The following is a 15,983-nucleotide window of genomic DNA, read 5'->3' on the forward strand; positions in this document are numbered from 1 at the left end:
AAGCTATCAATTATGAACATTAATGAAAAAAGGGAAAAAAGAGCTAATTTTGTTAAAATTTATGATTTAGTTTCTTTAAATCGCAGCATTTCTTTAATTAAAATTAGCCTTCTTTTGCGAACAATTAAAAATGTTTATGAATTTTTTCTTACTGGTCAATATTTTCTTACAAAATTCAGACCCCAAAGATCAATAACATCAAAATTAACTTTATTAACAAAACAAACATTAAGCAAACAGAATATTAATCTTTGGATTTACCCTTCTTCTAGTGAAAAATATACACAAAACTTTTTTGATCAAATCGAAGCAAAAATTTTTGAAAATTGAAACGAAAAAGATTTCATAATCCCACTTGGCGAGCGCGCTATTAATTTCGCCAAACAAAAAAATATGGAAATTCTTGCAAGCTTTGAAAATTTAGATAATATCTTTTCAAATTCGGAAAAAATCGGCGAAATTATTCAATACGGAATTAAAAACCGCCAATTTTCGAGTGTAAAAATGGCCGTTTATTCTAATAAAATTCCGAATTATATCGCAACAATATTTCCTTTAAACCAATTTGAATTCAAAATCGAAGCGAGCCAAACTACATTAAAAGAAATTGAAAAAAATCTTGAAAAAATTCGTTTTTTCCCCAATTTTGAGGAATTTTATCAAAGTCAAATTCTTAGCTATTTTGTCTCATCGGTTCAAATTTTGCTTTTGGAGTCGCAATTTATTGTCTATAAAAATAAATTAATCCACGAAAATACGCTTTTAAAAGAAATTGAAGAAAAAATTCACCAACTAAAAACATCAATTCTCAAAATTGAACGCGAACTTGAGATTGAAGAACTCAATGTCATCAAGCGAAAACCGAAAGGAGTTTTTTAAATGGATACAAAACTTTGAAATTTCCGGATTTTAACACCGGAAAATAAGTTTGTTAGTTTTAAAAACTGCAAAATTTGAATTAATATTGAACAAGAAAAATATTTTGCGCCAATTCAACCTTTTATTGTTTCAAATTTAGAATTTTCGCTTTTAAAAATCGAAATTTCTGTTGGAATCTTTTATTTTTTTGCTCATCGCTCACTTTTGTATTCACTTGAGGATTCGGTTTTTTTGCATCTTTTTGAGGATTTAGTTTTTTATAAAGTTGATAAAAAAGAATTTCATATTCAAAAAAAAGCGCTTGAAAGAACTAAAAATACACTTTTATATAAGCTCCAACTGCAGGCAAATTTAGAAATTAACTCAAATATTGAATTATACAAAGACTACCAACTAGCAAAACAAAAAAACGAAGAAGCCCGGCTTAAAGAGCTGTTTTTTTTAGTTAAAACGGGGGTAGATTATGCCTAAAAAGTTAAAAAATAAGCTTATTTTTTGCAGTTTTTTCCCAGTTTTGTTTTTAGGCCCGCTTTTTTTTCAAAGCGCAAGTATAAAATTTGCGCAAGATCAAAACCCGCAGCAACAAGATACAGATTCTCAAAATTCTAGTCAAAAAAATCCTGATTCTGGTAAAAGTGACCAACCAAATTTGCCAACAAATCAAACTGATCAGAGTCAAAAAAAAGAAGAAAAAAAAGCTGCGCCAATTACAGAACAGGACCTTAAAAAAAATCAAGACTGATGAAACGCGCAAAAGGAAAACATGATTGACCGTTTTATCCAAAAAGTTGATAATGATATTAAAGCCAAACTTGCTGATATTAACGCAAAAAACGCTGATAATGTCGAACAAAGGCTAGCACAAAGCTTTTTTTGAATTCAACTCCGTTATTATTTTCAAAAAAACCGCGATGGGATCAAAAAAAATCCTCGCGAATATGGCCTTAATATCATAAGCCCTTATGCTTTTGCGAATAATCTTAAACTAAAACGTGGTGATGTAAGTTTTGAAAAAGAAAATTACAAAGGTCTTGAATGAGGGAGTAATGAAAATGATGATTATGGAAAAATCCAAGGGGTAAAAACAGAAAAAGTAACGGAAGTTCCTAACACCTTGAAAGAAAAAAGCTTTGAAGATCGGATAAAAAAATATTTTGAAGGACTAGAATCAGGGTATAAACAATATTTATTCAAAGAAGACGAATTTCCTGTTTATAAAAAGAATTTTAATCTAAATCTTGACCGCGATCGTGTTGATAGTCAAGAAAGTCTTTTGCTTGCTTCAAAGCCACTTGGCCGTGAAGGTATTGGTTCTTGGAATGAATGAATTAAAAACTACTTTGAAAAACAGTCGCTTTTACTTGATTTTTCATTAAATCAAGAACCTAATCCCGATTCTTCGCAATCGGAATTAGAGCAAATTAATTTAGCAATTAAGAAAATTACAAAGCAAACTCCGCCTGATGTTGCCCAAAAACCGGAATTTGAAGTACGAATTGCCCCGGATTTACCGCCAATTGTTGCCGCACAGTATACAAATTTACCAGCAAAAAAAATAATCGAACTTTATAATGCCGCAAGTGAAAGCGGAAAAAGTGAGTTCTTTTTTTTCCTAAACCCGCTAAATTCCCGTTTTAAATATAATATCCAATCGATTCGCGAGGAAAATGGGAAAATTAAAGCAACAATAAAAATCATTGATTTTGTTAACAAAGTTCGCGAATCAAGTGATAAGACAAAATATGAAAAAGTCTATGATAGTTTGGCATATGATGAATTTGAAAATGCAAACATGACCGAAAAGCAGGCAATAACTATGAATTTATATTATTCAAATTTAGGAGTTACTGCCGTAATTGACGAGTTTTTTAAGACTGTTAATGTCGCTGATCAGTTTAGTTTTGACCAAATTCGTTATTATTCTCCTGGTTCACAGACAACAATTTATAATTTCTTTTATTTACTAACGAAAGTTTTTTATAATCCAGCTTTTCTTAACGACCAGAAAAAACTTGCTCGCGAATATATAAATTCTCAATATTCAAGTGTTTTTTCCGCATCACAATTTCAATTTCTTGCTTATCTTAAAAAATCAGAAATTGACAATAACAAAGCCTGATTACATTATTATTTAATTTATTTTATTAATTTATATGTTTTACAAGGCAAATTTCATCAAGCAAGAGTTTTACTTGAGGATAGTAAAAATTCTGATAGCCAAAAAAGTGAAAAAGCAAAAAAACTTGATGAGACTTTAGCAAAATTAAATCTAACTCGCGAAGATATCAATCGTTTTTTTGCTCAAGCCCACCAAAAAATCGCGCTTTTTCATAATGAATCTTACAAACTTACATCAAATTTAGTTAGTTCTTTTTTGGCGATGACTAAATTAGGACGCCAAATTAATCAGTTAAACCAAATTTTAGGTCAGATTGCCTATTTTGGCGAAAAAGATGATAAAAACCCTGAAGAAAAAGCGCAAATATCCGCTGATCCGGTGCAAAATTTTGCTAACCTTATTGAAGAATATCAAATATCAAATACACAGGAATGATTTTACAATAACCTTACTTACTTAATTATCGGGACAATTGCGCTAGTTTTAATTTCGTTTATGACAGTTTCAAGACTTATAATTTATAAAAAAAATCAAAATAACAAAAGCAAAGAAATAAAAGGAGAAAAATAATGGCATTAAAAGTTGCATCAGTTTTAGATTATGTTGTTTTAGTAAAAGGTCAGTATAACTGAAAAGAACAACAATTTTTTCAAGTTAAAAATAAACCGGAAATCAAAGCAGTGGTAATTCAGGCTTCCCAAGAAAAAGCTTATCTGCTTTTTAATAACCAAAAAGGAAAAATTCAGATTAATGATGAACTTGAAGAAATTCCAAATTTTGACAAAATTCCCACATCAATGGAATATTTTGGCAAAATCATCGATTTATCTGGGAATATTATAGAACCTCGATCATTAAGGCCAACAACATTTTTACAATATCGTCATTCTGCTTTTGAAACAGCAGCGGGAGTTTTAAAACGGGAATTACTTGATCGGCAAATTTATACCGGAATTTATGCAATTGATCTTTTTAACCCAATTGGTTTTGGGCAACGCGAATTAATTGTTGGCGACCGGCAAACTGGGAAAACTCATATTGGAATTAACACAATTATTAACCAAAAAAATTCCAAAACAACAAAATGTATTTATGTCTCAATTGGACAAAAACGGCAAAATTTAGTGTCTTTATATCACGATTTTGTAAAAAATGGGGCAATGGAAAACACAATTGTGCTTCATGCGCCCTCAACTAGTCCATTTGAACAATATCTTGCCCCTTATTTTGCAATGGCGCATGCGGAAAACCTTAGTTATAATTACGATGTTCTAATTGTTTTTGACGATCTTACAAAACATGCAAGCGTTTGACGCGAGGTTGCGCTTTTAACAAATCAGCCAATCGGAAAAGAAGCCTTTCCTGCAGATATTTTTTTTGCTCATTCAAAACTTTTAGAAAGAGCAGGAAGGTTTATTGGACGAAAATCGATTACCGCGCTCCCGATTTTGCAAACAGTTGATAATGATATTACTGCACTTGTTTCTTCAAATGTAATTTCGATTACTGATGGTCAAATTATTACCTCTTCTGCTCTTTTTGCTCAAGGAAAAATTCCCGCTGTTAATATTGGTCTTTCCGTTTCGCGGACCGGCTCTTCAGTTCAGACAAGAAATATCCGCACAATTTCTAAGGAAATTTCTTCACTTTATTATAACTATCAAAAACAAATCAAACTTGCTAAACTTGCAAAATTAGACTATGATCTTAATAAAGAAACCGCTGATTTATTATTCAAAGGCTCACAGGTTGAACAATTTTTGGTGCAAAAGGGTTATTCTTATTATTCACAAACAAGTGTTTTGATGGGAATTAAAATAATTTCTTGGGGCCTTTTAAAAGATGTAAAAGATCCAACAAAGGTTGTTGATTTTGTGCATGCACTGGTTGAAAGCGATCCTTTTGCAAGGCAAATTTTTACAAAATATACAAATAATGAATTTGTTGATAATGCCCTTGCTGGTTCTTATTTTGCAAGTGTTGTTAATCAGTTTTTGGCAAAATCAACACAAGATGAGCTCGAAGTCCCGCTTATAATGCCAAAAATGGAAGAATCCTTACTTGATAGTATCATAAAAAAAGCGCAATCATTCGGAGGTAGATAAAAATGATTGGTTATATTTCGCAGATTTGAACTAACGTTGCCGAGGTTAAATTTACAAGTGATTTTGAAAAAATCCAACTAGACCAAGCGCTTGTAATGCATGAGAATAAAACGGTTTTAATTATTAAAAAAATTCTTGACCAGAACACTGTAAGAGCAGTTGTTATTCTCAAGGCTGAACCAATTGCAATTGGCTCTCAAGTTATAAACACACTTAATTTTTTGCAAGTACCAGTTGGTCCTAGTGCCAAAAATCAAGTTTTTAACATTTTATCACAATCGCAAAATACAGCGCAATACCGACCGCAAACAATTCCGATCAATTCAACAATTAATGCAACCAAAGAAAATTTTAACGTAAAACATAAGTTATTAGAAACAGGAATAAAAGCGCTAGATTTTTTTGTGCCGATTTTTGAAGGGTATAAAATCGGAATTTTCGGCGGTGCCGGGGTGGGAAAAACCGTTTTAATGAAGGAAATAATTTTCAATGTTTCAAAACAAAGGCAAAAAGTTTCCTCAATTTTTGTTGGTTCAGGTGAGCGTTCCCGTGAAGGGTTAGAGTTATTTTTAGAACTAAAAGAGTCAAATTTAATGGCAAAATCAACAATGTTTGTTGCGCAAATGAACGAAACTCCTGGCGCTCGGTCAATGATTGTGCCAATGGGAGTAACCGCGGCTGAATATGCTCGTGATTATGAAAAAGAGGATGTACTCTTATTTATTGATAATATCTACCGGTTTATTCAAGCAACAAATGAGATATCATCGGCGCTTGAGAAAAATGTGTCAATCGGTGGGTATCATGCAACTATGGCTTCTGATGTGGCTTTTATTCAAGATAGGTTATATAAAAATGAAAATGGTTCAATTACTTCGTTTCAAACTGTTTTCCTACCAATGGACGATCTCTCCGACCCAGCAGCGATTACTTTGTTTACGCACCTTGATTCTTCTTTTGTGCTTTCCCGTGATAGAATGTCTCGAAATATTTTCCCAGCCTTTGACCCACTTGTGTCAACTTCGAATTCAGTTTCTGTAAACATAATAGGCGAAAGACACTTTAATGCAATAATTGCTGCGAAAGCAATTATGAAAAAATATAAGGATTTAGAGGATGTTATTTTAATTTTAGGGTTTGATGAACTCGATGAGGAAAGCAAAATTATTGTGCGAAAAGCATTACAGCTTGAAAATTTTTTCACTCAAAATTTCTTTATGGCATCTGCTTTTACAAAAGAACCTGGAGTTTATGTCCCATTAGAGAAAACAATTGATTCTGTAATTCGAATTATCGAGGGTGAATTTTTAGATGTTTCTCCAACTGAGTTCGCGTTTATTGGTTCAGTTGATGATTTAGGGAAAAAGGAAAACTAAATTTCGCAGGTTAATTATTTTTTCGCTATTTAAAATTTAAAAAGTCATGTTAATTCATTATTTTTTAGATAAAATTAATACAAAATCGCTACATATTTTAAAAAACTATAAAAATTTTCATTTTTTGAGCAAAGGTTTTTATAGTTTTAATTTTTCAGAATTACCTAAATTAAAAAGGAAAGTCACGAATATCCTAATTTATACAGTTTTTAATTGAACGGTGATTATTTTAAGAATAAATGTTTGAAAAAAAGCATCCACAATTTTTTCATTTTAAAACTTAAAAATCTATTTTTCAGGTTATAATGTAAATCAACATATTATAAAAAGCACCCGGAAATTTTATTGCAAATTTTTGAGTTTTTTGATATAATTTCAAAAAGATGAAAACATCAAAAACCCGTTTTTTATTTGTTTTAGATCTTGACGGAACCGTTTTATCAGATAGCGCAAATTCGGAAATTCATCCTGATACTGAAGCGGAAATTAAAAAAGCGGTTGAATTAGGTCATGTCGTTTGTATTTTAACTGGAAGACCATGAAGGTCAACAAAGCCCATATATGAAAGACTTGGGTTAAACACGATTGTTGCTAACTTTAATGGCGCTTTTGTGCATAATCCAACTGACAATGATTTTGTTCCGATCATAAATTATATAAATTTAAATGATATTTTATACATTATGGGCGATAAGCGTGTAAGAGCCGAGATTTCTAATATCGCAATCGAAGGTCCAGGGTGAGCAAAAATTAAAAAGCGAGATCAACAACTTGAACAAGTTTTTGGCTTTAACCACCTGCCCAATTTAAAGCCCGGACTTAATTTTCACCGTATACCTTTAAAACCGACCTGTTTGATTTTTGATACTAAACCAACAACGAATGTAAGCGAATTTAAAATTTATTTAGAGCGAAGATATGGCGATTTAGGAGAGTTTTCTGCCTGATCTAAAGGGGAAAACCACACTTTTGTATTTGACATGACTGCAATCGGGGTCAATAAATCAAAAGCAGTTTCGATGTTATCACGTTATTATAAAATTGATCTTGATAATATAATCTCAATTGGCGATAGTTATAATGATATTGGAATGTTTATGGTTTCAACAATTTCGGTGGCAATGAAAAATTCGCCTCCACAGGTGAAAAAACAGGCAACAGTTATTCTCAATAAAAGTAACAAAGAAGGTGGAGTCGGGGATTATATCAGACGTTTTTTAAAAAATCCACAAAAAGAAATTGAAAAATCAAAAAAAATTAAGGATATTCGTTCAGCTGTTACAGTAGGAACAATTGATTATTAAAAAATGACATTTAAAAAAATAGCAATTTATGGCGGAACTTTTAATCCAGTCCACAAAGCGCATATACAAATTGCGCAAAAAGCAATAGAATTTTTGGATTTAGACAAACTTTTTTTTGTTCCTAATTATTTGAATCCGTTAAAAAAAAGAGCAAAAAACATTGCAGATCCAGATTTTCGTTATGAAATGCTTAAATTAGTCCAAATTGAGAAAACAGAAGTATCAGATTTTGAAATTAAAGCAAAAAAAATTAGCTATACAATCGATACGGTTAACTATTTTGCTAAAAAGTATCCTGAATCAAAGCTATTTTTAATTATTGGTTCGGATAATCTTCGCAATTTTAAATTGTGAAAAAATTATTCTCAAATTCTGGAAAAAGTCCAACTTGTTGTTTTTGCGCGGAAAAATTATCCTAATTTACGACGACTTAAACTTTATAATGCCCTAATTTTGCCAACAAAACCTCCTAATTTTAGTTCCTCTGAGATTAGAAAAGGTGATTTTTCAGGTCTGGATTTAAAGGTTCGCGCATTTATTGGCAAGAATTTCCTTTATGCTGATGCAATTCTAACCAGTTTTCTAGGAAATTCGCCAAGATTAATACATTCAAAAAATACTGCCAGACTTGCAAAAGAGTATGCAAAAATCAATAATTTAGATTCAAAATTAGCCTATTATGCTGGCTTATTTCATGATCTTACAAAAAAATGAACAAAAAGCCAGCATCTTGATTTTTTAAAGTCTCAAAAAATTGAAACAAAAAATTTACGTGAATACCAATTACATCAACTTTCAGCCGCAATTTGGCTCAAAAATATTTATTTTTTACCTTTTGATCAAATAATTAAAGCAATTTCGTGTCATACAAGCCTTTGTTTTGAAATGTCCTTGTTTGATAAAATGGTCTATGTCGCAGATAAATTAGCCCGTGGTCGGAGATTTTTAGGAGTGCAAAAATTACGTGCTCTTGCACGACAAGATCTTGAAAAAGCATTTAAAAAATTGGTAAAAATGTCCCAAAACCACCATAAAGACGCCCCAAATTCACCGGAGCAAAATCTAATCTATGAAAAACACCAAAATTAGGACAGCAATTTTTTATGCCGATGTTCATGAGGCGCAAAATTTAGAACACTTTGGCGCAAAATTTCTTAGAAATTATAAAGTTTTTTCTAAAGAAATTTCACTTTGAGAGTATAAAAATCACGCTTTTTTTTATATAAATTCAGGAATTGGTCTTATTAATGCAGCAATCTTTGCTCAAAAAATTATAGCTAAATTTATGATTACAAATATAATTAACTATGGCGCATGTGGGGCAAATGCGACAGTTGATTTTTATAAAATGAAAAATCAGTTAATTTTTCCGGAAAAATTCTACCTTTTAGATGTTAAAACTCCTTGATATCCACCAGGGCAACTTCCATATGAGCCTGAATTTTATCAAAACAATAAAATCGGTAAAAATTCTATTCTTGGATCTTCGAATAGTTTCATTTTTAAAAAAGAGCAAGTTAGTGAGTTTACATTTGTTAGTTTTTTTGATATGGAAGCTTTTGCTTTTGCGCAAGTAAGTGAGAAAAATAATTCAAATTTTTATTGTATAAAATATTTAACGGATCAAATTGAAAATAATTCGGAAATAGAAGAGGTTAATTTAGCGATAAAAAAAGGCTCCAAAAAAGCAGTTAAATTTGTATTAGAACTACTTTCACAACTCTAATTTTTCTTCCTTTTAAGCATCTTGATTTTAAAATGTTAGTTAATTTATAGTATTTTTTAATTTTACATATTAGCTAGCGCTAAATTTTTAAATTATGATATACGTTCTGGATATCTTCATCATCAAGGAAATTATCGATTTGGTTTAAAATTTTCTCTGTAGTTTCCTGGTCCAATTCTACTCGCGTGCTAGGGAAATAACTAATTTCAACAGCCCTAAAATTTAGTGAAAATCTTTTTTCAAGTTCCGTTTTTAGTTCATTAATTTTTCGTGGGTCACAATAGATTAAATAACTTTCTTTATTGACTTCAAAATCGTTTGCACCATTTTCAAGAGAAAAAAGCATTAAATCTTCTTCTTTTATTTCGCCTTTTGCAATTTCAAGGTAACCTTTTTGCTCAAATAAATAAGGAATTGAATTTTGTTTTCCAATTTGGCCATTTGCCCGGCGAAAAAGCGCTTGTAAGGAAGCAATTGCGCGATTAACATTATCGGTGAGTAGTATAATAATAACGCTAATTCCGTGAGATAAAGTTCCTGAATAAATTATTTCTTTGTAATTTTCGCCGTTATTAGTTGACCCTTCGCCTTTTGCAATTGCTTTTTCAATATTTGATTTTGGCATTGATTTAGCACGTGCTTTGGAAATAATTAGTCTTAATGATGGATTTGAATTCGGATCGGATCCGCCTTTTGCGACTGCAACCATTATTTCTTTAGAAAATTTATTAAAAACTTTCGCTTTAAGGGCATCTTGGGCACCTTTTCGGTGTTTGATATTTGCTCATTTTGAATGTCCAGCCATTAAATTTCTCCTAATTTTTTCAAAGGTCGCGGAATTTTATCTCTTTTATGTTTGCTTGAATTGTGTAATTTAGTGATCTTATCACGGATTTCTTTAGTTACTAGATTTGGGTTTTGAAAAAAAAGGTCTAATTCTTGATAGCTAAATCCCATTTCTGCTTCATCAGTTTGATTTTCTCAAAGATTTGCGCTTGGTTTTTTCTTAACTATTGTTTCTGGAATGGCGATTTTTGTTGCAAGTTGTAAGACTTCCGTTTTAGTTAAATTAACAATTGGCAATAAATCAGCACCACCATCGCCATATTTTGTAAAATATCCAAGATACATTTCCGAAAAATTATCTGTTCCTAATACCAAATAATCAAATTCTTGGGCAAAAGCGTATAGCGAAAGCATTCTAAGACGAGGTTGAATATTAGAAGTTGCTAATTTGTTTTTTAAATTAAACTGCGTTTTTAAAATTTCAAAAGCCGGTTTTAGGTTAATTTCTTTACTTATTATGTTAAATTTTTCAACTAATAACTGAATATCAGATTTGTCATTTTCCATATCCCGAATTGGCATTATAAGACCAATATGTGAATCAGGAAAAGCATTTTTTGCTAAAACAGCAACTAAAGCCGAGTCAACGCCCCCGGAAATTCCAAAAATAACACCCTTTTTATTCGCTTTTTTAACTTTCTTTTTGATTCACGCAACGAGGTAGTTAAAATAGTTTTGTAAATCTTGTTTATTTTTCATAATAAAACTTTAAGAATTATAACACAAAATTAACTTTATTAACAAAACAAACATTAAGCAAACAGAATATTAATCTTTGGATTTACCCTTCTTCTAGTGAAAAATATACACAAAACTTTTTTGATCAAATCGAAGCAAAAATTTTTGAAAATTGAAACGAAAAAGATTTCATAATCCCACTTGGCGAGCGCGCTATTAATTTCGCCAAACAAAAAAATATGGAAATTCTTGCAAGCTTTGAAAATTTAGATAATATCTTTTCAAATTCGGAAAAAATCGGCGAAATTATTCAATACGGAATTAAAAACCGCCAATTTTCGAGTGTAAAAATGGCCGTTTATTCTAATAAAATTCCGAATTATATCGCAACAATATTTCCTTTAAACCAATTTGAATTCAAAATCGAAGCGAGCCAAACTACATTAAAAGAAATTGAAAAAAATCTTGAAAAAATTCGTTTTTTCCCCAATTTTGAGGAATTTTATCAAAGTCAAATTCTTAGCTATTTTGTCTCATCGGTTCAAATTTTGCTTTTGGAGTCGCAATTTATTGTCTATAAAAATAAATTAATCCACGAAAATACGCTTTTAAAAGAAATTGAAGAAAAAATTCACCAACTAAAAACATCAATTCTCAAAATTGAACGCGAACTTGAGATTGAAGAACTCAATGTCATCAAGCGAAAACCGAAAGGAGTTTTTTAAATGGATACAAAACTTTGAAATTTCCGGATTTTAACACCGGAAAATAAGTTTGTTAGTTTTAAAAACTGCAAAATTTGAATTAATATTGAACAAGAAAAATATTTTGCGCCAATTCAACCTTTTATTGTTTCAAATTTAGAATTTTCGCTTTTAAAAATCGAAATTTCTGTTGGAATCTTTTATTTTTTTGCTCATCGCTCACTTTTGTATTCACTTGAGGATTCGGTTTTTTTGCATCTTTTTGAGGATTTAGTTTTTTATAAAGTTGATAAAAAAGAATTTCATATTCAAAAAAAAGCGCTTGAAAGAACTAAAAATACACTTTTATATAAGCTCCAACTGCAGGCAAATTTAGAAATTAACTCAAATATTGAATTATACAAAGACTACCAACTAGCAAAACAAAAAAACGAAGAAGCCCGGCTTAAAGAGCTGTTTTTTTTAGTTAAAACGGGGGTAGATTATGCCTAAAAAGTTAAAAAATAAGCTTATTTTTTGCAGTTTTTTCCCAGTTTTGTTTTTAGGCCCGCTTTTTTTTCAAAGCGCAAGTATAAAATTTGCGCAAGATCAAAACCCGCAGCAACAAGATACAGATTCTCAAAATTCTAGTCAAAAAAATCCTGATTCTGGTAAAAGTGACCAACCAAATTTGCCAACAAATCAAACTGATCAGAGTCAAAAAAAAGAAGAAAAAAAAGCTGCGCCAATTACAGAACAGGACCTTAAAAAAAATCAAGACTGATGAAACGCGCAAAAGGAAAACATGATTGACCGTTTTATCCAAAAAGTTGATAATGATATTAAAGCCAAACTTGCTGATATTAACGCAAAAAACGCTGATAATGTCGAACAAAGGCTAGCACAAAGCTTTTTTTGAATTCAACTCCGTTATTATTTTCAAAAAAACCGCGATGGGATCAAAAAAAATCCTCGCGAATATGGCCTTAATATCATAAGCCCTTATGCTTTTGCGAATAATCTTAAACTAAAACGTGGTGATGTAAGTTTTGAAAAAGAAAATTACAAAGGTCTTGAATGAGGGAGTAATGAAAATGATGATTATGGAAAAATCCAAGGGGTAAAAACAGAAAAAGTAACGGAAGTTCCTAACACCTTGAAAGAAAAAAGCTTTGAAGATCGGATAAAAAAATATTTTGAAGGACTAGAATCAGGGTATAAACAATATTTATTCAAAGAAGACGAATTTCCTGTTTATAAAAAGAATTTTAATCTAAATCTTGACCGCGATCGTGTTGATAGTCAAGAAAGTCTTTTGCTTGCTTCAAAGCCACTTGGCCGTGAAGGTATTGGTTCTTGGAATGAATGAATTAAAAACTACTTTGAAAAACAGTCGCTTTTACTTGATTTTTCATTAAATCAAGAACCTAATCCCGATTCTTCGCAATCGGAATTAGAGCAAATTAATTTAGCAATTAAGAAAATTACAAAGCAAACTCCGCCTGATGTTGCCCAAAAACCGGAATTTGAAGTACGAATTGCCCCGGATTTACCGCCAATTGTTGCCGCACAGTATACAAATTTACCAGCAAAAAAAATAATCGAACTTTATAATGCCGCAAGTGAAAGCGGAAAAAGTGAGTTCTTTTTTTTCCTAAACCCGCTAAATTCCCGTTTTAAATATAATATCCAATCGATTCGCGAGGAAAATGGGAAAATTAAAGCAACAATAAAAATCATTGATTTTGTTAACAAAGTTCGCGAATCAAGTGATAAGACAAAATATGAAAAAGTCTATGATAGTTTGGCATATGATGAATTTGAAAATGCAAACATGACCGAAAAGCAGGCAATAACTATGAATTTATATTATTCAAATTTAGGAGTTACTGCCGTAATTGACGAGTTTTTTAAGACTGTTAATGTCGCTGATCAGTTTAGTTTTGACCAAATTCGTTATTATTCTCCTGGTTCACAGACAACAATTTATAATTTCTTTTATTTACTAACGAAAGTTTTTTATAATCCAGCTTTTCTTAACGACCAGAAAAAACTTGCTCGCGAATATATAAATTCTCAATATTCAAGTGTTTTTTCCGCATCACAATTTCAATTTCTTGCTTATCTTAAAAAATCAGAAATTGACAATAACAAAGCCTGATTACATTATTATTTAATTTATTTTATTAATTTATATGTTTTACAAGGCAAATTTCATCAAGCAAGAGTTTTACTTGAGGATAGTAAAAATTCTGATAGCCAAAAAAGTGAAAAAGCAAAAAAACTTGATGAGACTTTAGCAAAATTAAATCTAACTCGCGAAGATATCAATCGTTTTTTTGCTCAAGCCCACCAAAAAATCGCGCTTTTTCATAATGAATCTTACAAACTTACATCAAATTTAGTTAGTTCTTTTTTGGCGATGACTAAATTAGGACGCCAAATTAATCAGTTAAACCAAATTTTAGGTCAGATTGCCTATTTTGGCGAAAAAGATGATAAAAACCCTGAAGAAAAAGCGCAAATATCCGCTGATCCGGTGCAAAATTTTGCTAACCTTATTGAAGAATATCAAATATCAAATACACAGGAATGATTTTACAATAACCTTACTTACTTAATTATCGGGACAATTGCGCTAGTTTTAATTTCGTTTATGACAGTTTCAAGACTTATAATTTATAAAAAAAATCAAAATAACAAAAGCAAAGAAATAAAAGGAGAAAAATAATGGCATTAAAAGTTGCATCAGTTTTAGATTATGTTGTTTTAGTAAAAGGTCAGTATAACTGAAAAGAACAACAATTTTTTCAAGTTAAAAATAAACCGGAAATCAAAGCAGTGGTAATTCAGGCTTCCCAAGAAAAAGCTTATCTGCTTTTTAATAACCAAAAAGGAAAAATTCAGATTAATGATGAACTTGAAGAAATTCCAAATTTTGACAAAATTCCCACATCAATGGAATATTTTGGCAAAATCATCGATTTATCTGGGAATATTATAGAACCTCGATCATTAAGGCCAACAACATTTTTACAATATCGTCATTCTGCTTTTGAAACAGCAGCGGGAGTTTTAAAACGGGAATTACTTGATCGGCAAATTTATACCGGAATTTATGCAATTGATCTTTTTAACCCAATTGGTTTTGGGCAACGCGAATTAATTGTTGGCGACCGGCAAACTGGGAAAACTCATATTGGAATTAACACAATTATTAACCAAAAAAATTCCAAAACAACAAAATGTATTTATGTCTCAATTGGACAAAAACGGCAAAATTTAGTGTCTTTATATCACGATTTTGTAAAAAATGGGGCAATGGAAAACACAATTGTGCTTCATGCGCCCTCAACTAGTCCATTTGAACAATATCTTGCCCCTTATTTTGCAATGGCGCATGCGGAAAACCTTAGTTATAATTACGATGTTCTAATTGTTTTTGACGATCTTACAAAACATGCAAGCGTTTGACGCGAGGTTGCGCTTTTAACAAATCAGCCAATCGGAAAAGAAGCCTTTCCTGCAGATATTTTTTTTGCTCATTCAAAACTTTTAGAAAGAGCAGGAAGGTTTATTGGACGAAAATCGATTACCGCGCTCCCGATTTTGCAAACAGTTGATAATGATATTACTGCACTTGTTTCTTCAAATGTAATTTCGATTACTGATGGTCAAATTATTACCTCTTCTGCTCTTTTTGCTCAAGGAAAAATTCCCGCTGTTAATATTGGTCTTTCCGTTTCGCGGACCGGCTCTTCAGTTCAGACAAGAAATATCCGCACAATTTCTAAGGAAATTTCTTCACTTTATTATAACTATCAAAAACAAATCAAACTTGCTAAACTTGCAAAATTAGACTATGATCTTAATAAAGAAACCGCTGATTTATTATTCAAAGGCTCACAGGTTGAACAATTTTTGGTGCAAAAGGGTTATTCTTATTATTCACAAACAAGTGTTTTGATGGGAATTAAAATAATTTCTTGGGGCCTTTTAAAAGATGTAAAAGATCCAACAAAGGTTGTTGATTTTGTGCATGCACTGGTTGAAAGCGATCCTTTTGCAAGGCAAATTTTTACAAAATATACAAATAATGAATTTGTTGATAATGCCCTTGCTGGTTCTTATTTTGCAAGTGTTGTTAATCAGTTTTTGGCAAAATCAACACAAGATGAGCTCGAAGTCCCGCTTATAATGCCAAAAATGGAAGAATCCTTACTTGATAGTATCATAAAAAAAGCGCAATCATTCGGAGGTAGATAAA

14 protein-coding genes are annotated in these 15,983 nt (G+C 31.2%); 12 read left to right on the forward strand and 2 right to left on the reverse strand.

Annotated features, from left to right (window positions below):
• Nucleotides 1-12: 12 nt before the first annotated feature.
• The 8 genes from MYF_RS03365 to MYF_RS00985 all read left to right on the forward strand — a co-directional run bounded on the left by MYF_RS03365 (nt 13) and on the right by MYF_RS00985 (nt 9,509).
• Nucleotides 13-879 (forward strand): MSC_0622 family F1-like ATPase gamma subunit, encoded by an 867-nt coding sequence (locus tag MYF_RS03365; RefSeq protein WP_196792423.1) that lies wholly within the window; start codon nt 13-15, stop codon nt 877-879.
• The gene (locus tag MYF_RS00950; RefSeq protein WP_039387539.1) at nt 880-1,350 is read left to right on the forward strand and encodes an MSC_0621 family F1-like ATPase epsilon subunit; all 471 of its coding nucleotides are present in this window, start codon (nt 880-882) and stop codon (nt 1,348-1,350) included. It abuts the gene before it with no gap.
• On the forward strand, nt 1,343-3,568 hold the full coding sequence (locus tag MYF_RS00955) for an MSC_0620 family F1-like ATPase-associated subunit (protein WP_039387541.1): 2,226 nt from the start codon (nt 1,343-1,345) through the stop codon (nt 3,566-3,568). Before MYF_RS00950 ends, MYF_RS00955 begins: the two co-directional genes overlap by 8 nt.
• On the forward strand, nt 3,568-5,103 hold the full coding sequence (locus tag MYF_RS00960; RefSeq protein ID WP_002558013.1) for an MSC_0619 family F1-like ATPase alpha subunit: 1,536 nt from the start codon (nt 3,568-3,570) through the stop codon (nt 5,101-5,103). Before MYF_RS00955 ends, MYF_RS00960 begins: the two co-directional genes overlap by 1 nt.
• Before the next feature lie 2 nt (nt 5,104-5,105).
• On the forward strand, nt 5,106-6,479 hold the full coding sequence (locus MYF_RS00965; RefSeq protein ID WP_002558014.1) for an MSC_0618 family F1-like ATPase beta subunit: 1,374 nt from the start codon (nt 5,106-5,108) through the stop codon (nt 6,477-6,479).
• A 383-nt stretch (nt 6,480-6,862) separates the two neighbouring features.
• Nucleotides 6,863-7,783 (forward strand): Cof-type HAD-IIB family hydrolase, encoded by a 921-nt coding sequence (locus MYF_RS00975; RefSeq protein WP_002558016.1) that lies wholly within the window; start codon nt 6,863-6,865, stop codon nt 7,781-7,783.
• Between the two features lie 3 nt (nt 7,784-7,786).
• Entirely contained in the window at nt 7,787-8,872 is a 1,086-nt protein-coding gene (locus tag MYF_RS00980; protein WP_002558017.1) for a nicotinate-nucleotide adenylyltransferase, read from the forward strand.
• Nucleotides 8,853-9,509, forward strand: a complete 657-nt coding sequence (locus MYF_RS00985; protein ID WP_002558018.1) for a phosphorylase family protein — start codon at nt 8,853-8,855, stop codon at nt 9,507-9,509. The genes MYF_RS00980 and MYF_RS00985 overlap by 20 nt, the downstream gene beginning before the upstream one ends.
• Before the next feature lie 79 nt (nt 9,510-9,588).
• Here MYF_RS00985 and MYF_RS00990 read toward each other — a convergent pair whose 3' ends face one another.
• Together MYF_RS00990 and nadE are read right to left on the reverse strand one after the other, a co-directional pair.
• The gene (locus tag MYF_RS00990) at nt 9,589-10,314 is read right to left on the reverse strand and encodes a YebC/PmpR family DNA-binding transcriptional regulator (RefSeq protein ID WP_002558019.1); all 726 of its coding nucleotides are present in this window, start codon (nt 10,312-10,314) and stop codon (nt 9,589-9,591) included.
• Nucleotides 10,314-11,054: an NAD(+) synthase gene (gene nadE / locus MYF_RS00995; RefSeq protein ID WP_002558020.1), complete on the reverse strand. Its 741-nt coding sequence runs from the start codon at nt 11,052-11,054 to the stop codon at nt 10,314-10,316. Before nadE ends, MYF_RS00990 begins: the two co-directional genes overlap by 1 nt.
• An 80-nt stretch (nt 11,055-11,134) precedes the next feature.
• Between nadE and MYF_RS01000 the strand changes: the two genes are divergently transcribed.
• From MYF_RS01000 to MYF_RS01015, 4 genes are read left to right on the forward strand one after another with little or no spacing between them, the layout of a single operon-like run.
• Entirely contained in the window at nt 11,135-11,758 is a 624-nt protein-coding gene (locus MYF_RS01000) for an MSC_0622 family F1-like ATPase gamma subunit (protein WP_408605777.1), read from the forward strand.
• The gene (locus MYF_RS01005) at nt 11,759-12,229 is read left to right on the forward strand and encodes an MSC_0621 family F1-like ATPase epsilon subunit (protein ID WP_039387539.1); all 471 of its coding nucleotides are present in this window, start codon (nt 11,759-11,761) and stop codon (nt 12,227-12,229) included. It abuts the gene before it with no gap.
• Entirely contained in the window at nt 12,222-14,447 is a 2,226-nt protein-coding gene (locus tag MYF_RS01010) for an MSC_0620 family F1-like ATPase-associated subunit (RefSeq protein WP_039387541.1), read from the forward strand. The genes MYF_RS01005 and MYF_RS01010 overlap by 8 nt, the downstream gene beginning before the upstream one ends.
• Nucleotides 14,447-15,982, forward strand: a complete 1,536-nt coding sequence (locus tag MYF_RS01015) for an MSC_0619 family F1-like ATPase alpha subunit (protein WP_002558013.1) — start codon at nt 14,447-14,449, stop codon at nt 15,980-15,982. The genes MYF_RS01010 and MYF_RS01015 overlap by 1 nt, the downstream gene beginning before the upstream one ends.
• Nucleotide 15,983: the final 1 nt, after the last annotated feature.

It is taken from the genome of Mesomycoplasma flocculare ATCC 27399, from assembly GCF_000815065.1.
GTDB lineage: Bacteria > Bacillota_I > Bacilli_A > Mycoplasmatales > Metamycoplasmataceae > Mesomycoplasma > Mesomycoplasma flocculare.